15 protein-coding genes are annotated in these 18,510 nt (G+C 59.3%); 8 read left to right on the forward strand and 7 right to left on the reverse strand.

All coding sequences use genetic code 11. From position 1 onward, the window contains the following. Positions 1-16: 16 nt before the first annotated feature. Positions 17-223, reverse strand: coding sequence for a hypothetical protein (locus tag NW828_RS01095; protein WP_414380922.1), 207 nt, complete (start codon positions 221-223; stop codon positions 17-19). 624 nt (positions 224-847) lie between these two features. Here NW828_RS01095 and NW828_RS01100 point away from each other — a divergent pair. The 3 genes from NW828_RS01100 to NW828_RS01110 all read left to right on the forward strand — a co-directional run bounded on the left by NW828_RS01100 (position 848) and on the right by NW828_RS01110 (position 3,719). After that, on the forward strand, positions 848-2,140 hold the full coding sequence (locus NW828_RS01100) for a D-alanyl-D-alanine carboxypeptidase (protein WP_071818173.1): 1,293 nt from the start codon (positions 848-850) through the stop codon (positions 2,138-2,140). 224 nt (positions 2,141-2,364) lie between these two features. Continuing rightward, complete coding sequence (locus NW828_RS01105) at positions 2,365-2,634, forward strand: IS630 transposase-related protein (RefSeq protein WP_414328998.1); 270 nt, start codon at positions 2,365-2,367, stop codon at positions 2,632-2,634. 161 nt (positions 2,635-2,795) lie between these two features. Continuing rightward, the gene (locus NW828_RS01110) at positions 2,796-3,719 is read left to right on the forward strand and encodes a fructosamine kinase family protein (RefSeq protein ID WP_414380923.1); all 924 of its coding nucleotides are present in this window, start codon (positions 2,796-2,798) and stop codon (positions 3,717-3,719) included. 332 nt (positions 3,720-4,051) lie between these two features. Here NW828_RS01110 and glyS read toward each other — a convergent pair whose 3' ends face one another. Both glyS and NW828_RS01120 read right to left on the reverse strand, forming a co-directional pair. Then, positions 4,052-6,244, reverse strand: a complete 2,193-nt coding sequence (gene glyS / locus NW828_RS01115) for a glycine--tRNA ligase subunit beta (RefSeq protein WP_414380924.1) — start codon at positions 6,242-6,244, stop codon at positions 4,052-4,054. Between the two features lie 179 nt (positions 6,245-6,423). Continuing rightward, complete coding sequence (locus tag NW828_RS01120) at positions 6,424-8,502, reverse strand: cation:proton antiporter (RefSeq protein ID WP_414380925.1); 2,079 nt, start codon at positions 8,500-8,502, stop codon at positions 6,424-6,426. A 277-nt stretch (positions 8,503-8,779) separates the two neighbouring features. Between NW828_RS01120 and NW828_RS01125 the strand changes: the two genes are divergently transcribed. After that, positions 8,780-10,429, forward strand: coding sequence for a protein kinase domain-containing protein (locus NW828_RS01125; RefSeq protein WP_414380926.1), 1,650 nt, complete (start codon positions 8,780-8,782; stop codon positions 10,427-10,429). A gap of 97 nt (positions 10,430-10,526) precedes the next feature. Here the strand turns inward: NW828_RS01125 and NW828_RS01130 are convergent, their stop codons facing one another. The 3 genes from NW828_RS01130 to NW828_RS01140 all read right to left on the reverse strand — a co-directional run bounded on the left by NW828_RS01130 (position 10,527) and on the right by NW828_RS01140 (position 13,734). Next, positions 10,527-11,126 carry a superoxide dismutase gene (locus tag NW828_RS01130; RefSeq protein WP_414380927.1) on the reverse strand — a complete coding sequence of 200 codons (600 nt, stop codon included), beginning with the start codon at positions 11,124-11,126 and terminating at the stop codon, positions 10,527-10,529. A gap of 263 nt (positions 11,127-11,389) precedes the next feature. Then, positions 11,390-11,749 (reverse strand): hypothetical protein, encoded by a 360-nt coding sequence (locus NW828_RS01135; RefSeq protein ID WP_414380928.1) that lies wholly within the window; start codon positions 11,747-11,749, stop codon positions 11,390-11,392. Next, the gene (locus NW828_RS01140; protein WP_414380929.1) at positions 11,746-13,734 is read right to left on the reverse strand and encodes a transglycosylase domain-containing protein; all 1,989 of its coding nucleotides are present in this window, start codon (positions 13,732-13,734) and stop codon (positions 11,746-11,748) included. Before NW828_RS01140 ends, NW828_RS01135 begins: the two co-directional genes overlap by 4 nt. 247 nt (positions 13,735-13,981) lie before the next feature. On the opposite strand from NW828_RS01140, the gene tyrS reads away from it, so the two are divergent. Then, positions 13,982-15,178 (forward strand): tyrosine--tRNA ligase, encoded by a 1,197-nt coding sequence (gene tyrS, locus NW828_RS01145; protein ID WP_414380935.1) that lies wholly within the window; start codon positions 13,982-13,984, stop codon positions 15,176-15,178. A gap of 39 nt (positions 15,179-15,217) precedes the next feature. Here the strand turns inward: tyrS and NW828_RS01150 are convergent, their stop codons facing one another. Further along, positions 15,218-15,928, reverse strand: a complete 711-nt coding sequence (locus NW828_RS01150; RefSeq protein ID WP_414380930.1) for a hypothetical protein — start codon at positions 15,926-15,928, stop codon at positions 15,218-15,220. Positions 15,929-16,364: 436 nt separating this feature from the next. Between NW828_RS01150 and NW828_RS01155 the strand changes: the two genes are divergently transcribed. From NW828_RS01155 to NW828_RS01165, 3 genes are all read left to right on the forward strand, one after another. Next, complete coding sequence (locus tag NW828_RS01155; RefSeq protein WP_414380931.1) at positions 16,365-17,264, forward strand: vWA domain-containing protein; 900 nt, start codon at positions 16,365-16,367, stop codon at positions 17,262-17,264. 401 nt (positions 17,265-17,665) lie between these two features. Continuing rightward, positions 17,666-17,860: a hypothetical protein gene (locus tag NW828_RS01160; RefSeq protein WP_414380932.1), complete on the forward strand. Its 195-nt coding sequence runs from the start codon at positions 17,666-17,668 to the stop codon at positions 17,858-17,860. Between the two features lie 20 nt (positions 17,861-17,880). Continuing rightward, the coding region (locus NW828_RS01165) for a hypothetical protein (protein WP_414380933.1) at positions 17,881-18,510 on the forward strand (630 nt) is incomplete at its 3' end.

Raw genomic sequence — 18,510 nt, forward strand, 5'->3', positions numbered from 1 at the left:
GCTAACTGCAGGGCTACTAAAAGCTCGCTCCGTACCGCCTAGCGGTTGGTGTCGGGTAGTTTACGCCAAAAGGCTCCAAATGAGACTGCAACTTCCGCCGCACCAATTGAGACAACAGCCGAATGCGGTAGCCCAGGGAGTTGGGGGCGAGAATGTCATGCCACCGTTCCAGGAAAGCCTGCTTTTCCGATTGAACCATCTCCCCGGTTTGACTGTTTCCCATCGGCGGCCTGGAATGCTCGGAATCTAAATCGCCCTATTTTATCTCTTACTGAGGAGAAGGAGAGAAGGAGCTTACGGTTTGCCGAGAAGGTTGTGTGATCTGCAGTACGGCCTAGCCCTTGCACAGCCAACAGACGATCTGCGGCCATTACAGTTGCAAAAGATATCCATAAAGATATCCATCAGGCCATACAACATTTTTTGGCTACCCATCAGCTAGAAATTGCAGGAGCCCCGCACTGTACCCGTAGGGTCGGTGCCGGGAGGAATGCTAATACTGCGGACACCAGAAACGGTTGTTTAAGGCACTGGTAACGGTCGTTCACCTACGGTGGCGCGTAGCGCTTTGGGGCTGCTGTAAACCACCCCAGAGGCTCGTGGTTGGCTTGCTAACTGCAGGGCTACTAAAAGCCCGCTCCGTACCGCCTAGCGGTTGGTGTCGGGTAGTTTACGTCACAGCCGACTGGGATCCCTGACAAGCAAAAGATGGGCTTGCCTTGGCCGGAGTCGATAACGCTGGAAAAGGCTGGCACAGAGATTTGCCAAGGCAGTTCGGATGGCACTAGAGTAGCGTCAAGTCTTTTGCCAGCCTGTTGTCCTTTGCAAGTGTCTTTGTGAGGTCATCATGCCGCTTATCCCACAGGGGTTGCGCCCCCATCGTCGTCTCCTCTGGGCAGGGATCCCGTTAGCTGGTGCTTTGGCCTTGGGGGCCTGCTGGAGCAACCCCACAGGTGCTGAAGTCGAGTCTCCCACATTGACTCAGAATCCCTTCCCCCCCATCCCCACTCCACCGCCGCCGCTGCCTTCCCCAAGTGGGACTCCGGGCCTTCCCCCTTGGTGGCCCCGCGCCCAATCGCCGCAGTGGGAAGATTCTCCTTACGCTTCGGTCTTGTCCGGCTTTTTGCAAGGATTGGCGGCCCAAGGGGGAGCGCTCTCTCAACAGGGGATCCTGCTCTGGACGCCGGAAGGGGAGCTGTTGGCGGAGCATGGGCTGGATCGACCTTTGCCGGTGGGAGCCTTGGATCAGTTGGCCATCAGCTTGATGGCCCTGGAGACTTGGGGTTACGAGCATCGCTTTGAGACCCGCTTCTACACCACAGGCCATCGGTTGGGCCATCGCTTGACGGGAGATTTGATCCTGGTGGGTGGCGGGGATCCCTATTTCACGGAAGCGAATGTGGCAGAGCTGGCCCGCCATTTGCATAGCCTCAACATTCGCCAGATCGACGGGGATGTGAAGGTGTTGCCCCCCTTCCGTTTGCTGGGCCAACCCGATCCTTTGGGCGGCGCTCAGCGTTTGGCAGAACTCCTCAGCAATACTCAACAACCCCATCCGGTTGTCATTCGCGGCTCGGTGTCAGTCCTAACAGCCCTCCCCGCGGACGCCCACTGCCTGGCCAGCTACACCTCGCTACGGCTGGGATCCCTGTTGCAGATCCTCAATGGCAGCAACGACCGAGCCATGGCAGAAGCCCTGTTGGCGGAACTGGGGGGCGAAACAGCCCTGCTGGAGTACCTGCGGCAGCGGTTGGTGGCTCAGCCCATTTCCCGCCTGGATTCCCAAATGGCCCCCGCCGAGCAAGACATTCGCCTGGGGCAAAGAGGGCGAGCGCTGTACCTTTCCCCCCGCGCCCTAGCTCATCTCTGGGAACACCTGGTAGATTTCACAGATGGGGATCCGACTCGGATCTTGCCTAGAGCGGGCACTGGCCACAGCACCCTGCGGGCGCGCACCTTGCCCCCAGGCACGGCTGCTCAGGTGGGATCCGCTGCGGATCGGCTGATGACGATGGGGCAGCTGCCGAATGGCATCCACTTTGTCCTGCTCAACCAAGGTCCTGACCTGGGCATTTTGCGCCAGCAACAGGATCAGTTTCTGCAGGATGTGGTGGCCATTTCTGAGCCTCTCCGCCGCTAATGCTGACCTCAATTCGAACTTAATTTGAGATACAGCTCTCCCCCCACTTTCCCCATAGGAGGCGGAAGCTCAAGACCCCAGAGCCCCACAGGTTAGGAACAGGGTCAATTCATTTAAGAATGAGACGGCCCTGCAGCTAAGAAGGCATGGAGGTAGACCTCAGGAGGAAGCTTAGACCTGAGAGAGAGTCATAGGGTATGTCCAGGAAGGGAGCAGTTGCACGGATGAACAAGGTTAGTCGTGCAACAGTTTATCGCTGGCTGAACCGAGAAGACCTGAGGCCGACAAAAGTCAAGACCCGCAAGCGCAAGATAGACTCGGCTGCCCTGCAGCAAGACGGAGACCAGTACCCAGAAGCTCGACTGAAGGATAGAGCCCGGTCTGGCGTCCAACCCGTCCTGCCAGCGGGACGGAGTCCTCGCGCTATTGACTGTGCTCTTGAGAATGAGAAGGTGAAAGTAGCACAAAAAAAGAGTTATGGTCATTTCAATTAAACCAGGAGACTGCGCCCACACCTAAAACTTTGAATGCACGGGGCCATAGGGCTTTTCTCAATGGCCCAGGCAATGGCTCAGGCGTCTCACCCTAACCTGAAATGACTACCCGAAATGACCATAAGTACCTGTTTTTCTCCGACAATTGACTTTTGCTGCTGATGCAAACTCTTTGGCAGACCATCGCCCAGCACCTTTCAGAAGCAACAGGGGATCCCATCCAGCCCCTACAGTATCGTTCTGTGGGCGGAGGCAGCATCAACGCCACCTATCGGTTTTCCTGCGCTTCCCAAAGCCCTCTTGCAGAAGGGGTAAAAGACTACTTCGTCAAATTGGCCCGTGGGGGAGAAAGGGCGCTGGAGATGTTTGCAGCGGAAGCTGCGGGCTTGCGAACCCTGGCGGCTGCCCAGGCCATTCGCGTACCTCAGCCCATTGTCTGGGGATCCGTAGGAGAGCAGGCCTACTTGGTGCTGGAATACCTGGAGCTAACCTCGCCCCGTCCGCACACTGCGGGTTTGTTGGGATCCCAGTTGGCCCAGTTGCACCGCACCCTATCCCCCAACGGCAGCTACGGTTGGGAGCGCGACAACACCATCGGCTCTACGCCTCAGATCAACAGTTGGCGGCAGAATTGGCCGGATTTTTATCGGGAACAGCGGCTGCTCTACCAGGTGAAATTGGCTTGCCAACAGGGGTATCGCGGCACGTGGGTGGCCCAAGCCGAACGGGTAATGGCGGAGCTGGAAGCCTTTTTTCAGGACTACAGGCCAGAACCCGCTCTGTTGCATGGAGATCTGTGGGGCGGCAACTACGGGGCCTTGCCCGATGGATCCCCAGTGATTTTCGATCCGGCCACCTACTACGGGGATCGGGAGACGGATCTGGCGATGACAGAACTGTTTGGCGGCTTTCCGCCGGAGTTCTATCGGGCTTATCAGCAGACCTATCCTTTGGATAAGGGATATCCTCACCGCAAGCCCCTCTACCAGCTCTACCACTGGCTCAACCATCTCAACCTGTTTGGAGAGGGCTACCTAGGCTCGGTGCAGCGGGCTTTGCAGCAGTGTTTGCAATTTCTTGGATAAACCGTATGGTTGTTCAGGTTAAGATGAGACGCCTGGGCTACTGATCGCGCCAGCGGGACGGAGTCCTTGAAAAACCTTCTAACCCCCTGCATTATTGCTCCGCAACGCTATTGCTATGCCTACGGCACCCTGACGGGAACCGCAACGCTGACGCGAAGACGCGACCAACGGTTTAGGTGTGGGCACAGTGTTCTGAGTTTGAGTGGAAATGACGATATGTCCATTCCCAAGCCGTTCGCGCCAGTGGGACAGAGTCCTTGGGGGGTAGCTCCCTCTGGGAGAGAAGCTGGGGGTGAGGGGGATCTGTCTCGAAGTAAACTGATCTGAAACGGCTAGGGGGTCTTCTCCGGCGAGGATTCCCCTGCCATGACCACAGCCCCCATGTCCCCCAACAGGCGCGACTGGTTGCGCAATACTCCCAGCAAATTGAGCCGGCTGGCCCGTCGCACAGGATCCGGATCCATCACCAGAACGGCTTCAAAAAACTGGGCTACCTGAGGGGCTGCCGCTTGCAGAGCTTCCACCAAGGGAACAAAATCTCCCCGTAAGGCCGGCTCCACCCCCAGACGATAGATTTTCTGGCAAGCCTCGTACAACTCCCTTTCTGCCGCCTCCTGCAACTGACCGGGATCCACGGCGGCTGCCGGATCCACCACGGCGTAGTCCAAGTCCCCTTGGGCTGCCAGGCGGGCGCAGCGATTGAGGGTGGGATAGAGATCCGCCAATTCCCCGGTGGCCCGCAGGTGCTGCAGGTACTCCGCCCGCAGCAAAGTCAAGGGCAGGTTGCCCAGGGCCCGCATGGTGAGCTCGGCCTTCTGGGGATCCTCCGCTTTGACCGACTCGGGATCCCCCACCACGGCCCTGACCAAGTCGTAATCAATCCGTTTTTCCTCCTGCAAAAGGGTCTGTATCCGTTGGGCCAAAAACTCCTGCAAGGCTCGCAAGGTGTGGACATCGCCAAAGGCATAGTCCTGCACCACGCTCTGCAACAGCAAGTTGAAGTCAAAAGTCCAGCCGGCATCCCAGGCAACCAGCACCAGGCTGTTGGCGGCCCGCCGCAGGGCAAAGCGATCCGAGGAGCCGGTGGGGATCCGCCCCAAGCGAAACATGCCCACCAAGGTATCCAGGCGATCTGCCCAGCCCACCACCCGCCCCGTCAGTGCTGTGGGCAAAGCGTCCCCCGCTCCCAAAGGCCAGTAGTGTTGCTCAATCCCCTCGGCTACCGCCTCCGGTTCCCCATCCTGCCGAGCGTAGTCGGCCCCCATGATCCCCTGCAGCTCCGGGAACTCGTACACCATTTGGGTAACCAGATCCGCCTTGCACAGGTAAGCCGTGCGATCCACCAGCGCCTGCTCCTGGGGATCCAAGTTCAGGGCAGCGGCAATGAGGCGGCTGATGTGGCGGATGCGCTCCACCTTGTCCCGCATGGATCCCAGCCCTTCGGCAAAAGTAACCGCCTGCAGGCGTTCCACCCGCTGCGCCAAGGGGATCCGCCGATCCTCCTCGTAGAAAAAGCGGGCATCCGCCAGGCGCGCCCGCACCACACGGCTGTTGCCTGCCCCGATCCGCTCCGATTGCCGGGGGTCGCCGTTGGAGATGGTGATGAAATAGGGCAGCAATTTTCTGGGATCCCGGCCATCCCGTACTGGGAAGTAGCGCTGGTGAGTGATCATCACCGTCTCGATCACCGCAGGGGGCAAGCGCAAAAACTCTGGCTCAAAGCGCCCCAAAACCGCCGTCGGCCACTCCACCAAGTGCACCACCTCCCGCAGCAAAGGAGCAGGGATTTGGGCTTCCCCATTCACTTGCCTGGCCAGCTTGGTTACCTCGGCCTGAATGTACGCTTCCCGCACTGCCGGATCGGGGCTGACCCCCGCCTCTTGCATTTGCTGAACGTAGCTCTCGGCCCGCTCCAGAGTGACCTGCTGGGATCCCAAAACGCGGTGCCCCCGGCTCACCCGCCCCGCCACCAAGCCCGGCATGGAATTGTCCTCGTGGGTCGGCAGCAGCAAAGGCAGCACCTGATCATCCCAAAGGGAGACCAGCCAGCGGATGGGGCGCGGAAACTTCAGATCCCCGCAGGCCCAGCGCATCAGCCGTTCACCACTCAAGTTGGTAATCCAGGCGGGTGCCAGTTCCTGGAGCACAGCTGCTGTTGGCCGGCCTCGCACCCGCTGCACCGCAAACACAAAGGATCCCTTGCCCACTTGCCGGATTTCCAGGCTGCCGGGATCCACCCCTTGTTTTTGGGCAAATTTTTCCCCGGCAGGGGTGAGCTGGCCATCTTGGTAGGCGACCTGAACCGGCGGCCCCTTCACCTCCAAAGTGCGATCCGGCTGCTGGGTGGGCAACCCCTGCAACAGAACCGCCAGGCGGCGCGGCGTACCGAAAAGCTGCATCTGCTCCGCTTGCAAATGGGCCTCCGCCAAAGAGGCCGGGATCCCGGTTCGCCACTGCTCCAGAGCCGAATCCACAAAACTGGCTGGGAGCTCTTCACAGCCGACTTCTAGCAAATAGGCAACCATACTCCTGTGCTCCGCAGGGCACTATCCCCACTTCCTCAATCAACATAGTCTATGGCTCTGGGCCTCCCTTCTGGCTCACGACTGCTCCGAACCTGGGGTATCCCAGTTTACCAGGGGAGCCGGGGCGTCGTTGAGACAAGAGCTCCAGTCCGCCAGACAACACCCCAATGCCATCCCTGTCAAGTGGGCTCTGCGGCCGCCAGAACCCCATCTCCTTGGCGCAAGGGATGAGCTGAATCCCGCGGCAAATGCGCCACGATGATGGGAAGGCTGGGTCGGTTGCGGGCGATGGTCTCCGGCTCTCGGCCCAGGCGCGACCGGTTGCCGGTTTCACTGGGAATCAACACCAACACATCTCCCGGCTGCAGCGCTTTAAAGACTTCCGCCACCACCCCCCCCTGCACCCGCTGAACCGGCAGGTGAGCATAGCTTTCTGCCACCAAGGCTGGGGAGCGTTCCCGCCCAGGTCGGGTTTGCACCAGCAGGATCTGCAAACCCGCTTTCAATTCGCCGGCCAGCGTCTGCGCCAGCCCAATGGTCTGCTGCAGGGATCCGGGAGAGACCTCCAGCTCCGGTGCAACCAAGAGGATGCGGCGCGCCGTCTCGATGGGTACCGGAAACCGCGTAATCAAGACTGGGATCCCCACCTGCCGCACCACCGCGTCAATGATGCTGCCGAAAAAGTTCTCCGCATAGGTGGAGTAGCCCTTCCAGCCCAGGATCACCAAGGTCGCCTGCCGTTCCGCCGCCGAGCGAATGATCCCTTTTTCCACCGAGTCATCCACCCGCCGAATCGGCTCCACTCGGGTCACGGCGCTGTGGGCCAGAGCTTCTGCGAAAGTCAGCAACTGCTCCTGCCGGGCCAGGGCTGCTGGCGAGATCCCGGCGCGGTCAGACAAAACATGCAGCGGCAGCAGCGTTCCCCCATCTTTTTTGGCCAAAATCAAAGCCAACTGTAACAGGTTCCTCTCAGTATCCGGGTTGGCCACCGGCACCAAGACGCGAGCTCCCCAATCCGGCTTGGGCAATTCGGTGGACTCTGCCGCCACTTCGGCTGGCTGCATTTGCTCTCCCCAGCGGGCCACAATCCAAGGCGAGGCAACACAGGTCACGAGGATCATGGCAATGGTGCCGTTCACCGTCAGCTCATCCACCAACTTCACCTGAAAGGCCACCGTGATGGCCGCCAGGGTAGCCGCCGCCTGAGCCATCGACAGGCCGAACATAACCATAGCGCTGGCAAAGCGCCAGCCAAACAATTGGGCCGGGATCCAAGCGGCCAGAAACTTGCTCACCACCTCCGCTGCGATCATCACCCCTCCCACCAGCAGCGTGCGCGGCTCCCCCAAGAGAATACCGGGATTGATCAGCATCCCCACCGAGATCAAGAAGAAAGGCACAAACAGGGTGTTGCCGATAAACTGAATCCGGTTCATCAGGGGGCTGAGAGGCGGGATGATAGGGGTGATGGCCGTCCCGGCCAGAAAGGCTCCCACCACCGGCTCAATGCCAATTAACCCTGCTCCATAGGCCACCACAAACAAGGTGGCAATCACAAACGTAAACTCTGCTCCCTCATCGTGGCCAAAGCGCTGGAAAAACCAACGGCCCAGCCGGGGCACCCCCCAGAGGGTGGCGAAGGTATAAAGGACGATTGAGGGGATCAACGTCAGCCAAAATTGCGGCGTCAGCTCCCCTTGATGGGCGCGCACCACCACCGCCAGCACCAACAAGGCCAGGACATTCGTGATCAGGGTACCCCCCAGGGTTGCCGTTACCGTTTGCAGGCGCATCAACCCCAGCTTGGAGACAATGGGCAGCCCAATCAGGGTATGAGAGGCAAAGCAGGAGGCCACCAGCACCGCCGCCAGGAAGTCATACCCAATGGCCAGCATGGCTACCGTGCCAATGAGCATGGGCAACAGGAAGGTAAACGCCCCGAAGATGGTGGCCTTCCCGGCATTGAGCTTCAAATCTTCCAGACTGGTCTCCAGCCCGGCCATGAACATGAGAAACAACAGCCCCACCGTGCCCAGCAGGATGATGGTCTCATCCCGCTGCAAGATGCCCAAGCCGTAGGGCCCCACCACCAGCCCGGCCAAGATTAACCCGATGATCCCCGGCAGGCGCAGCCGCTCAAACAGCAAGGGAGCCACCAGCATGATGGTCAGGATGATCAAAAACACCAGCACCGGATTCTCAACAGGGCCGATCATGGCTAGAGGGATCCCCGAAATTTGCAGCCAGTTAGCCAGCATAAATCACCCGACAGACAGCTAATGAACAGACCCGGCAAAGCGCCCGCATGAGTCTATCAGATCCCTCCAGATCCAAGTAGCTCTCGATGCCCCACAGACTTTGTCCGGCCTTCAATTACTGGCAGGGCGTTTAATAAGTATTCAAAAGTAAGTACATCAGACACATTAAGACACATTAAGCAGTGAAAACAGCTTGGCAGTAGTGCCCAGAGAAAGGCGGGAGAAACCCCCGAGAAACACGCATTAGAATCAGAGGGTACATGCTCTTGGGCTGCCCATGAACCAGCTTGCTCCTGGAAAAGTAATCGGCCAGCGCTATCAACTGGTTCACAGCATTGCAGCGGGCGGCATGGGGCAGGTGTTCAAGGCAGTCGATACGCGCCTGTTCAACCGTCCGGTAGCGGTAAAGCTGTTGCACCAAAACTTGGCAAGCGATGACAACACCCGACGCCAGTTGCACAAACGTTTTCAGCAGGAAATTCGCATCAGCGCGTTGTTGGGGGAGCACCCTGCCATTGTTAAGGTGCTGGATTACGGTCTAGAGAACGACCAACCTTACCTGGTGATGGAATACCTAACGGGGCGCAGTTTGGGGGAGCTAATGCTCAAGCAGCCGGTGCTGCCGCCTCAACAGGTGGTGAGGATGGCCCGCCAAGTATGCGCCGGTCTCTATTACGCCCACAACCTGGAGACTGAGCAGGATGGCCATCTCATCAAGGGGGTGATCCATCGCGACATCAAACCCAGCAACCTCTTCGTCCTAAAAGATGAAACGTTGGGGGAGACCGTCAAAATCTTGGATTTCGGCATTGCCAAGCTCCTCAGCGACGTTTCCCTTGCCCTCGGCACCCAGACCACCGGCTTTTTGGGTACGGTGCGCTATGCCTCTCCCGAACAGCTGCGCGGGGAAGCCCTGGATGCCCGCTCGGATATCTACTCGCTTGGCGTAGTGCTCTACCGCATGTTGACCGGGCAACAACCTCTGCGACCCAAGAGCGATTCTTTCCCCGGCTGGTACGAGGCCCACAATTACCAACAGCCTCAGCCCTTCGATCGCTCGAATTTGCCCTATGAAATTCCGCTGCAGCTGGAACAGGTGGTGCTCTCCTGTCTGGCCAAAGATCCCGACCGGCGGCCCCAAGATATGAAGGTTCTCAGCGCCCAATTGGAGGGATCCCTGCACTCCCAGAGCGCTGCCAGCTCTTCCCTCGCGCCCCCCCCAACCGCACCCATCTTCTCCGAGCGCACCCTGGCGGCGGTGGATGCAGGGCAGTCGGGCACACACCTGCTCAGTACCCAGGCAGAGCCCGAGGCCAAGCCGTTTCCCCTCTGGGCTGGGATAGCCCTTTTTGTGGCCATTGCGGGGAGCACCTTCTGGGGCCTGCGTCTGCTGTTGGATCCGGGCCCAGGCAGCGAAAGACCGCCTGCTGCCCCCGAACGCCCCCTTCCAGTCGGCGGTGCAGAGCACCCTGAGCGGGATCCCTCAGCCACTCCTGAACCTCTGCTGGACTGGCTGCTACGGGATCCGGAGGGCAAACCGGTGTTTGAGGATGATCCCGCCCCCGATCCGGGAATGGGTGAGTCCGCAAGCGAGCCCACACCCAGGCCAGCGGCAACTCCAGAGGCAGTGTCCTCTACCCCTCAGCCCCCCGCTCCAACTCGGCAGGTGTCCCCTCCCACTCCAGTGCCTGCTGCGCCGCCGCCCCGACCGGTTGCCGTGCCCACACCCCCTCCCCCTGCTCCACCTTCTCCAGCCCCTGTCCCGGCCAAGCCTCTCCCCCCGCCGCCCATCAACCAACCCCTGTTCCCCCAGATGAACCGGGTTGCTCCAACTCCTGCTCCCCCTGCAGCACCCCCAACCCAACCCCCTACCCCCGGCTTTCTGGAGCGGTTGCGCGAGGAGCGAGAACGCCTGGGAAGAGACTAGAGGCAAAAAAGGGATCCCCAAGGATCCCTCCGCAAAAAGCTACGCGAGGCTAGTCCTCGATGGGATCCCCCGTCAAGGGATCCCAGAACAGGTAGAGTCAGGCGGCAGCCAGCCGGGCATTGGCGGCATCCCAGTTCACCAGGTGCTCCAGGTAGGCGCTGATGAAGTCAGGCCGCCGGTTTTGGTAATCCAGGTAGTAGGCGTGCTCCCACACATCCAAAGTGAGCAGGGGCGTTTGGCCGTAAACCAGGGGGTTTTCGGCATTGGGGGTTTTGGTGACCTTCAGGGTGCCGTTGTCCAGCACCAGCCAGGCCCAACCGCTGCCAAATTGGGTGGCGGCTGCCGTCTTGAAGGCTTCTGCAAACTTGTCATAGCCGCCAAAGTCGGCGTTGATCTTGTCGGCAATAGGCCCGGTAGGCGCACCTCCCCCGCCCGGCTTCATGGATTCCCAGAAAAAGGTGTGATTCCAAACTTGGGCAGCATTGTTGAAGATACCCGCTTTGTTGGGATCCCCAAAGGTGGCCTTGATGATTTCTTCCAGAGACTTGTTGGCCAGATCGGTGCCCTCGATGAGCTTGTTCAGGTTGGCTACGTAGGCCGCGTGGTGCTTGCCGTGGTGGAAGGAAAACGTTTCTGCCGACATGTAGGGCTTCAGCGCGTCGGCAGGATAGGGCAGAGCCGGGAGTTCAAAAGCCATAATCGTCTGTCCTCTGTGTCTTGTGCAAGGAATGCAAGAAAGAACGCGGTGAAGGGTCAGGAGAACCAGAAAAAGGCGTTACCTTTCTTTGCAGTCTTAGTGTAACTCAGAATCAGTACGCGCTGGGATCCCTTGGACACCTCGATTCCGGTTGGAACCCTGCTCGACCCCAGAGAGGTGGAATCGCGGCTGTCTCAGCGCAATTGCCGATAACCACTTGTTGGCCAGCGGTTGGAAAAGCGAGATGTCCCAGCTACAGAGGGCTAACGGGATCCCTCTCGCAACAGCTCGATCAGCAGGGGAGCGACATCCCTGAGCAGGGGGATCAAAACAGCCGTGATGGCGGCAATGGTAACCACATTGCGGGTGAAGTTGAGGGTATCGCGGCTGAGCTGGAAAAACCGCTCGTCCCACCGTTTGACCTCGGCCTCGAGGCGCTCCTCGGCTCTGGCAATGCGCTCCTCGGCTCTGGCAATGCGCTCCTCGGCCCTGGCAATGCGCTCCTCGGTGCCGGCAATGGTTTGCAGCACCTCTTGGTTCTGTCGGGTCAGTTGGGCGATGGCCTGGGCATTGGCCTCCACCGTGCGCTCGATACGCGCCAGCCGCTCCTCGCTATAGCTCATGGTCGGGGAGGGGGAAATTGATGCGGGCTGGGGAAGTCCTGAGGTGGGATCCCTTGGAGAGCCTCGGTCATAAAGCGCTTCCAGGTGGGGGCAACAAAAGCCCCGCCGGCGGTGCCGGGCAGCATGGGGGAGTTGTTGTCGTTGCCGATCCAAATGGCGGTAGACAGTTGCGGCACATAGCCGATGAACCAAGCGTCGCGGAAATCAGAGGTGGTGCCGGTTTTGCCAGCTACGGGTCGCCCATCGTCCAGACGAGCCGCCCTCCCGGTGCCTTGGGTCACCACCCCTTTGAGGATCTGGTTGAGGGTGGCCACCGCCCAGGGATCCAAAACCCGCTGCGGCTGGGGCCTGGCCTCGAAGAGGATTTGGCCGTTGCGATCCACCACCTGGGCCAAGAGGGTCGGCTCCACCCGATATCCGCCGTTGGCAAACACCGCATAGCTAGCCGCCATCTCCAGGGGGCTGATGCTGGCCGAGCCCAAAGCTGTGGCCAAGTTGGGGAACATCTCGGCAGTAATACCCGTGGCCTGAGCCGCTACGATGACGTTGCGGATCCCAACATCATCGGCCAACTTGACCGTGGGCACGTTGCGGGAGAGCTCCAAAGCCCGGGCAAAGGTGAGGGGGCCATAAAAGGTGTTGTCGTAGTTTTTCGGGCTGTAGGGCGGCGAGCCGGGATAGGTGACGGGGGTGTCGTAGAGGATGCTGTAGGGTGTGTAGCGGCCGCTAGCCAGGGCCGCATAGTACACGTAAGGCTTGAAGGTGGATCCCGTTTGGCGAAACGCCTGGGTGGCGCGGTTAAATTGGCCCCGCTGAGCGTTGATCCCGCCCACAATGGCCTTCACATAGCCGGTACGGGGATCCACTGCCGCCAAAGCCATTTGATCGGCACGACGAGCTGCCGCAATGCGGGGGCCATCTTCATTGACAATGCGCTGGGCAAGGCGCTGCAGACGCAGATCGATGGTGGACTGAACCCGCAGACCTCCTTGCATTAGAGCTTGTTCCCCATAGCGGCGCCGCAGCTCCGCCTCAATGGCGTCGGTAACTGCTGGGGCGTTACTTTGAAAGGAGGTAATGCGGCCTAAGGTCAGCTTTTGCTCCCGCGCCGCCTGGGCTTCCTCGGGGGTAATCCACTTCAGCTCCACCAGACGATCCAGCACCAGGTGTTGCCGCCGTTTGGCTCCCTCCAGGTTGCGAAAGGGGCTGAGGGTTTCCGGGGCCGGCAGGATCCCAGCCAACATCGCCGCTTCAGCCAAGTTCAGTTCAGACGCATCCTTGTTGAAGTAGCTGCGGGCCGCCGCCTGGATGCCGTAGAGGTTGTGCCCCCAGTACACCTGGTTGAGGTACATCTCCAGGATCTCGTCTTTGCTGAAGACTTGCTCTAGACGCACCGCCAACACGATCTCGGCGACTTTACGGCTGAGGGTGCGCTCCGGCCTCAAAAACAGGTTCTTGACCAACTGCATTGTCAGGGTGGATCCCCCTCCCGCCGAGCCTATACCCCCCTCTACACTGCCCAGGATCGCCCGGCCCAAGCTGACCGGATTAATGCCTGGATGGGTGTAGAAGTGGCTGTCTTCAATGGCCAGCAAAGCCTTTTTCATTTCCGGTGAGACCTGTTCAAGGGAGATCACTTCCCGGTTGGCCTCCCCGTGTAGGCTGGCAATGGGCTCGCCCCGAATATCGACAATGTGGGTGGTGGCAGTGGGCACGTAATCCCGCAGTTGATGCACATCCGGCAAGTTGCGAAAGCTGATGGCCAACCCCACCAATCCGGCAGCCGTTGCCGTGGATCCCAAGAGCAGGGATCCCAGCAACAGATTGCCCACCACACCGGCAACCTGGGCAATCTGGGAGGGGCGGGTGGGTGGGGTATAGTCGGCATGCTCGTCAAACCCCGATCCGGAAAAAGGGGAATTGGAGACACGCTCCAACCCCGGCTTTCTCGCCCGGCGGGCCAATGGTCTGCGACCGTAGGTCACGTCAAAAACCCTGTCACGTCCGTGTTGCAAAGCAACAACAAGCCAGACCCATTATAGGGCGGCGTCTATTGGGGCAGCAGGATGGCCAACCCTGCCCATCGACAACTCCAACCGGGCTAGGGGGAGAAGATCTTGAGTTGAGAATCGAGCATCTTTTGCGTGGGCTTAAAATTGCTCATGGGTTCAGCCGGAGGATCAGGCTTTGAGTATATCGTCAGCCTCAGTTTCGCCAGCGTACCGGGATCCGTTGATAGCCCAAATTGTTGAGCGGGGGGTGGCCGAGATTTTTCCAGGAGGAGCTGCTGCCCTGGCGGAGCGCTTGGCGCAAGCGGATCGTCCCCTGCGGGTGAAGCTGGGCATCGATCCCACCCGACCGGATCTGCACCTGGGGCATTCGGTGGTGTTGCGCAAGCTGCGGCAGTTTCAGGATGCGGGCCATGTGGCTATTTTGCTCATCGGGGACTTCACGGCGCTGGTCGGGGATCCCACCGGCCAATCGGAGGCCCGTCCCCGCCTCACCCCGGCAGAAGTGGAGGAAAACGCCCGCACCTATCTGGAGCAAGCCGGCAAGATTTTGGATTTTGAGACCCCCGGTCGGCTGGAGGTGCGCCGCAACAGCGAGTGGCTGGCCCGCCTGACTCTCAGTGAGCTGATCGAACTCCAGGCCCAGATGACGGTGGGGCAGATGTTGGCCAAAGAAGACTTTGCCCAGCGCTACCGAGCTGGAACGCCAATTTATCTGCACGAATTTCTCTATCCCCTCCTGCAGGGCTACGACTCGGTGGCTCTGGCAGCCGACGTAGAACTGGGGGGAACCGACCAGCGCTTTAACCTGCTCACCGGGCGAGATCTGCAAATCTGGAAGGGCCAAGCGCCGCAGTTCTGCGTGACGGTGCCGCTTTTGGAGGGGTTGGACGGGTACCAGAAAATGTCCAAGTCCAAAAACAACTACGTGGGGCTGACTGAGGATCCCCTCACCATGTACTCCAAGCTGGAGAAGGTGCCGGATCACCTGGTGGAGCGCTACTTTGAGTTGCTCACCTCAGTGCCCCTTGCCGAGCTGCCGCAGGATCCCCGCCAGCGGCAGATCCTCCTAGCCAAGACCCTAGTGGCCCAGTTTCACTCCCCTGCAGCGGCAGAAGAGGCCCAGCGCACCGCCCAAGCCCTGGTACTAGACGGTATTCTTGCCGAAACGGGATCCATCCCCACCTTTGCCATCGATGGGTTGTCTTACCCTGTTAAACTCAGCTACATCCTGCGTGAGTGTGGCCTGTGCAAGAGTGCCGCCGAGGCCCGTCGGCAGATTCAAGGGGGCGCCGTGCGGCTGGATGGGCAAAAGGTGGAGGATCCCGACCTGGAGTTTGCCCATGCCTCGGAGCTGGCCGGGCGGATTTTGCAGGTGGGCAAAAAGGCCTTTCGTCGGCTAGTGAAAGGCGCAGATTAGTCTTCCCCTCTCCCTGTGGGAAAGGGGTGAGGGGATCCATCAACGGGCAGGCTTGAAGCCGAGTCCGGTTTTTTTCTGCCTGGTCTTGGCTGGGGGATCGGACAGAGGAGAAGCTGACGAGGTTGGCGGGAAAACGGGCTCCGGTTTGGGCCGGATCGAGCCCGCCTCGGCTACTGCCTCAGAGAGCTTTTGCCGCACCAGCTCCTGAGTCTCCAAAATGTTGGGATCCGCCGCCCATTCCGGGGCCTCTCGAACGGGATCATCCTCGGAGGTGAACTCCAGATCGTAGGTCTCGGCGCGGTAATCGGGGCTGAAGCATTCCCAAGCTCGCAAACTGTAAAAATAGGGGAACAAACGCACAATGCGCCCAATATCCAGGTGCGCAGCAAAGCGACGAAAAGCCTCTTCTTCAGAAACCGGGAAAGGGGCGTAGTGTTCTGAAACAAACCACCGCAAGAATTTCCGCGCCTCTGGGATGATCTGCTGGGCGGGCAGGGATCCCAGTGCTCCTGCATTAAAACAGTTCACCAGCAGATGCTCCAGCATCACCGCGTTGTACTCGGCAAAGCAGGTTTGCTCGCGGCTTTCCACCGGCTGCCAGGGCATGTTGCCGTTGGCGGCAATGAGCAGGTGAACCAGGTCATGGGAGGGGTTGGTTTGGATGTAGCCGTGCCCCTCCAACTTGGCGCCATCGCAGCTAAAGAGCTGGTGTTGGGGGCTCCAATAGAACTTGAGTTGCTTTGCCGCCATGTTCAGTTCTCCTCCTCACCCAGGGGATCCTTTTAGAGCTTACACCTGCACTGATGAGCTGCTATGAACTATAGGCCACGGAGGAGAGCGCCGGCTTATTTGACAATTGGTCAGCGAGAACGCTTGCCACAAGTGGCAAAACAAAGGGGTCTTTATCTCGAAGCAATTCTCGGAGCAGACAGGCTTTAGCCGCCCTACTAGGCTCAAAGCTGAGACCCGCTGTGCTCGCATTATGAAAAAAGATTGAAAAAAGATGAACTCGAGATCCTCTAACTGCAGTAAAAATCTTTACGCCTACACCAAGCGCTACAGTAGCTTTCGGAATTACTGGGTGGTATTGTAACTCCCTACTTTCATGCCACCCCACTATGCTTGCACTGGCAGCTGCAATGACTGTAAAAATACAGCCCGGTCAAGTAAAAAGCCAAAAAGCTGGTTGGCTGCTTCTCCTGGTGCTCGTGGGAAGCTGGCGGCGGGGGATGAACAGACGATTTCCGGATCCCTGCTTCTCCTAGTGCTCGTGGGAAGCTGCCTTGCCGGCTGTGGCTCTTCCGGCGGCACAGGCATTGATCCGTCTGCTGTGGGATCCCAAGCTCGCCTGACATTCAATGGGGCTCTGACCCGCTCCTTTTCTGGCACACAAGGGGAAATGGAGTTCAACATCGCCCTCCTGCAAGGCGGGGATCCGCCCCAACCGGTAACCCAGCTCTCCGCCGGCCAGGTCAGCTTGCAGGTGAACCGGGTAACCGATTTGCTAGGGATCCCGCAGCCGGTAACCTTGACCCTGACACCCACCCGGATCGAGAACCCCCCGCCGGATCTGGCTCAGCGGCCTTTGCTCATGGCAGTGCTGATGGATGGCTCAGGCAGCTTGCTGGTTTTGGATCCCCAATCTCGGCGCTTCCTGGCTGTTTTTCGGCTCTTGGATCAATTTCGCCCTGCACCCCTGGATCTGGGCGCCATTCTGCGCTTTGACAACCGGGGAGCAGGCTTTGGCGTTACAGCCCTGGGGCAGCCTCTGCGCACGGCTCAGCTGTTGCAAGACTTCACCGGCGACAGAGAGCTGCTGAGACGAGGGGTTTTGCGTGCTGTTCCCGGAGGGAACACTGCCCTCTACGATGCCACGGTGGAAGCGGGGCGTTTCTTAAGCGACTTTCGGCCCACCGAGCGTTTCAACCGCCGTTTGGTGGTATTCACCGATGGGATTGACAACGAAAGCACCCGCTCCATCAACCAAGCTACTCAGGAGCTGACAACTTTGGCCAGAGAGCGAGGACAAAAACTCACCGTGTATGTGGTTGGGTTGGGGGTCGATTTGAATCTTCTGGAGTTATAGCGTCTGGCTGCAGCTACTGAGGGGACTTTTGTGCTGGCACGGTTTTCTGAAGGGCTGGAAGCTCCCTTTGCCAACTTATTCCCTGCTGCTATTGGGGAGCACCGCCTGCAAATGAGGGTGCAAAGCAATGTTCCGCTATCTGCTGGTTCTTATCTTCTCAGTGGCGAGCTGAGAGTTGAGAGAGAAGGCAGCCGTTTTGTGGCGCCATTCAGCGATGCTGTTCTCACGGTGGGATCCCGCTAGAGTCATTCCGCAGGCTGACAACATCCCTAATCGAGAGCGAGGCGATAAGCAAATGTTTCGACGACTCGGTATACCCAGAAGATTTTGGCAACCGGCTGCGCTTGTCCTGGCGGCAGTGCTTACAGGTTCCCTAACGGTTTTCCTGAAAGGTTGCGGTGGTGGTACCTCCAGCAGCCCCTCGACCGTGGGGTCGCCGCCAAGGGATCCCGGCTCTGGCTCTGGCTCTACCTCTGCCATTTTGGGATTGGTGGTGGATCCCTTTGCTCAGCTTTGCCCTTCAGGCTCAACAGCCGCCCTTTGTTCGGGAGGGCCGCTCTTTTCAAGAGGCAATAAGGTTGAGTTGTTCAACCTAAGCTCAAGAGGGGACATTTTGTTGCCTGCCCTGTCAACCACTGCCTTGGAGGGCAACTTGCGGTTCACCATCCCCTTTTCCGGATCGATTATTCAACCGCCGGGGAAATTGGTATCGGTTCAGTCCAATCTCCTGGGCCAAGGGCGTCAGTCCGGCCAGCCTACACCCCTGCGGGGATTTATTTTCAGCGCAGCCGTGGATGTTTCCCCTTGGAGCGAAGCCCTTTATCGCATCTTGCTGCGGGAACGGGATAGAGTGTCTTTCTTCAACTTAGCGCCTCCAGAAATTAGGGATCTGGAAAACATTTTGTTTGTCAGCGTACCTCTTTCCAGAACAGCGCGAAACTTGGAGGAGATCATCACTGACATCATTCGACAAGCGGATCAACTTAGTTTTAATCAGCTCCGCTTTGTGGAGGATCTTATTCGCGTTTGCTATGCCCCAGAAGGTAATCAATCGGATCAGCCCTGCCGCCTCCGCATTCCGGTGCCCCTACCTCCTGCACCGACGGACTTTCCGACACCTCGACCCACTCCTGCCTCTACCCCGACACTAACACCGACGCCAACGCCAACACCAACAGCCCCACCTCGCTGCGCGACCCCGACCTGCTCTCTCTTATACACATCAGACGATGCCGACGAAGAGGAT

Origin of the sequence: Synechococcus sp. W55.2, assembly GCF_047461635.1 — a bacterium.
In the GTDB taxonomy this organism is placed as follows: Bacteria; Cyanobacteriota; Cyanobacteriia; order Thermostichales; family Thermostichaceae; genus Thermostichus.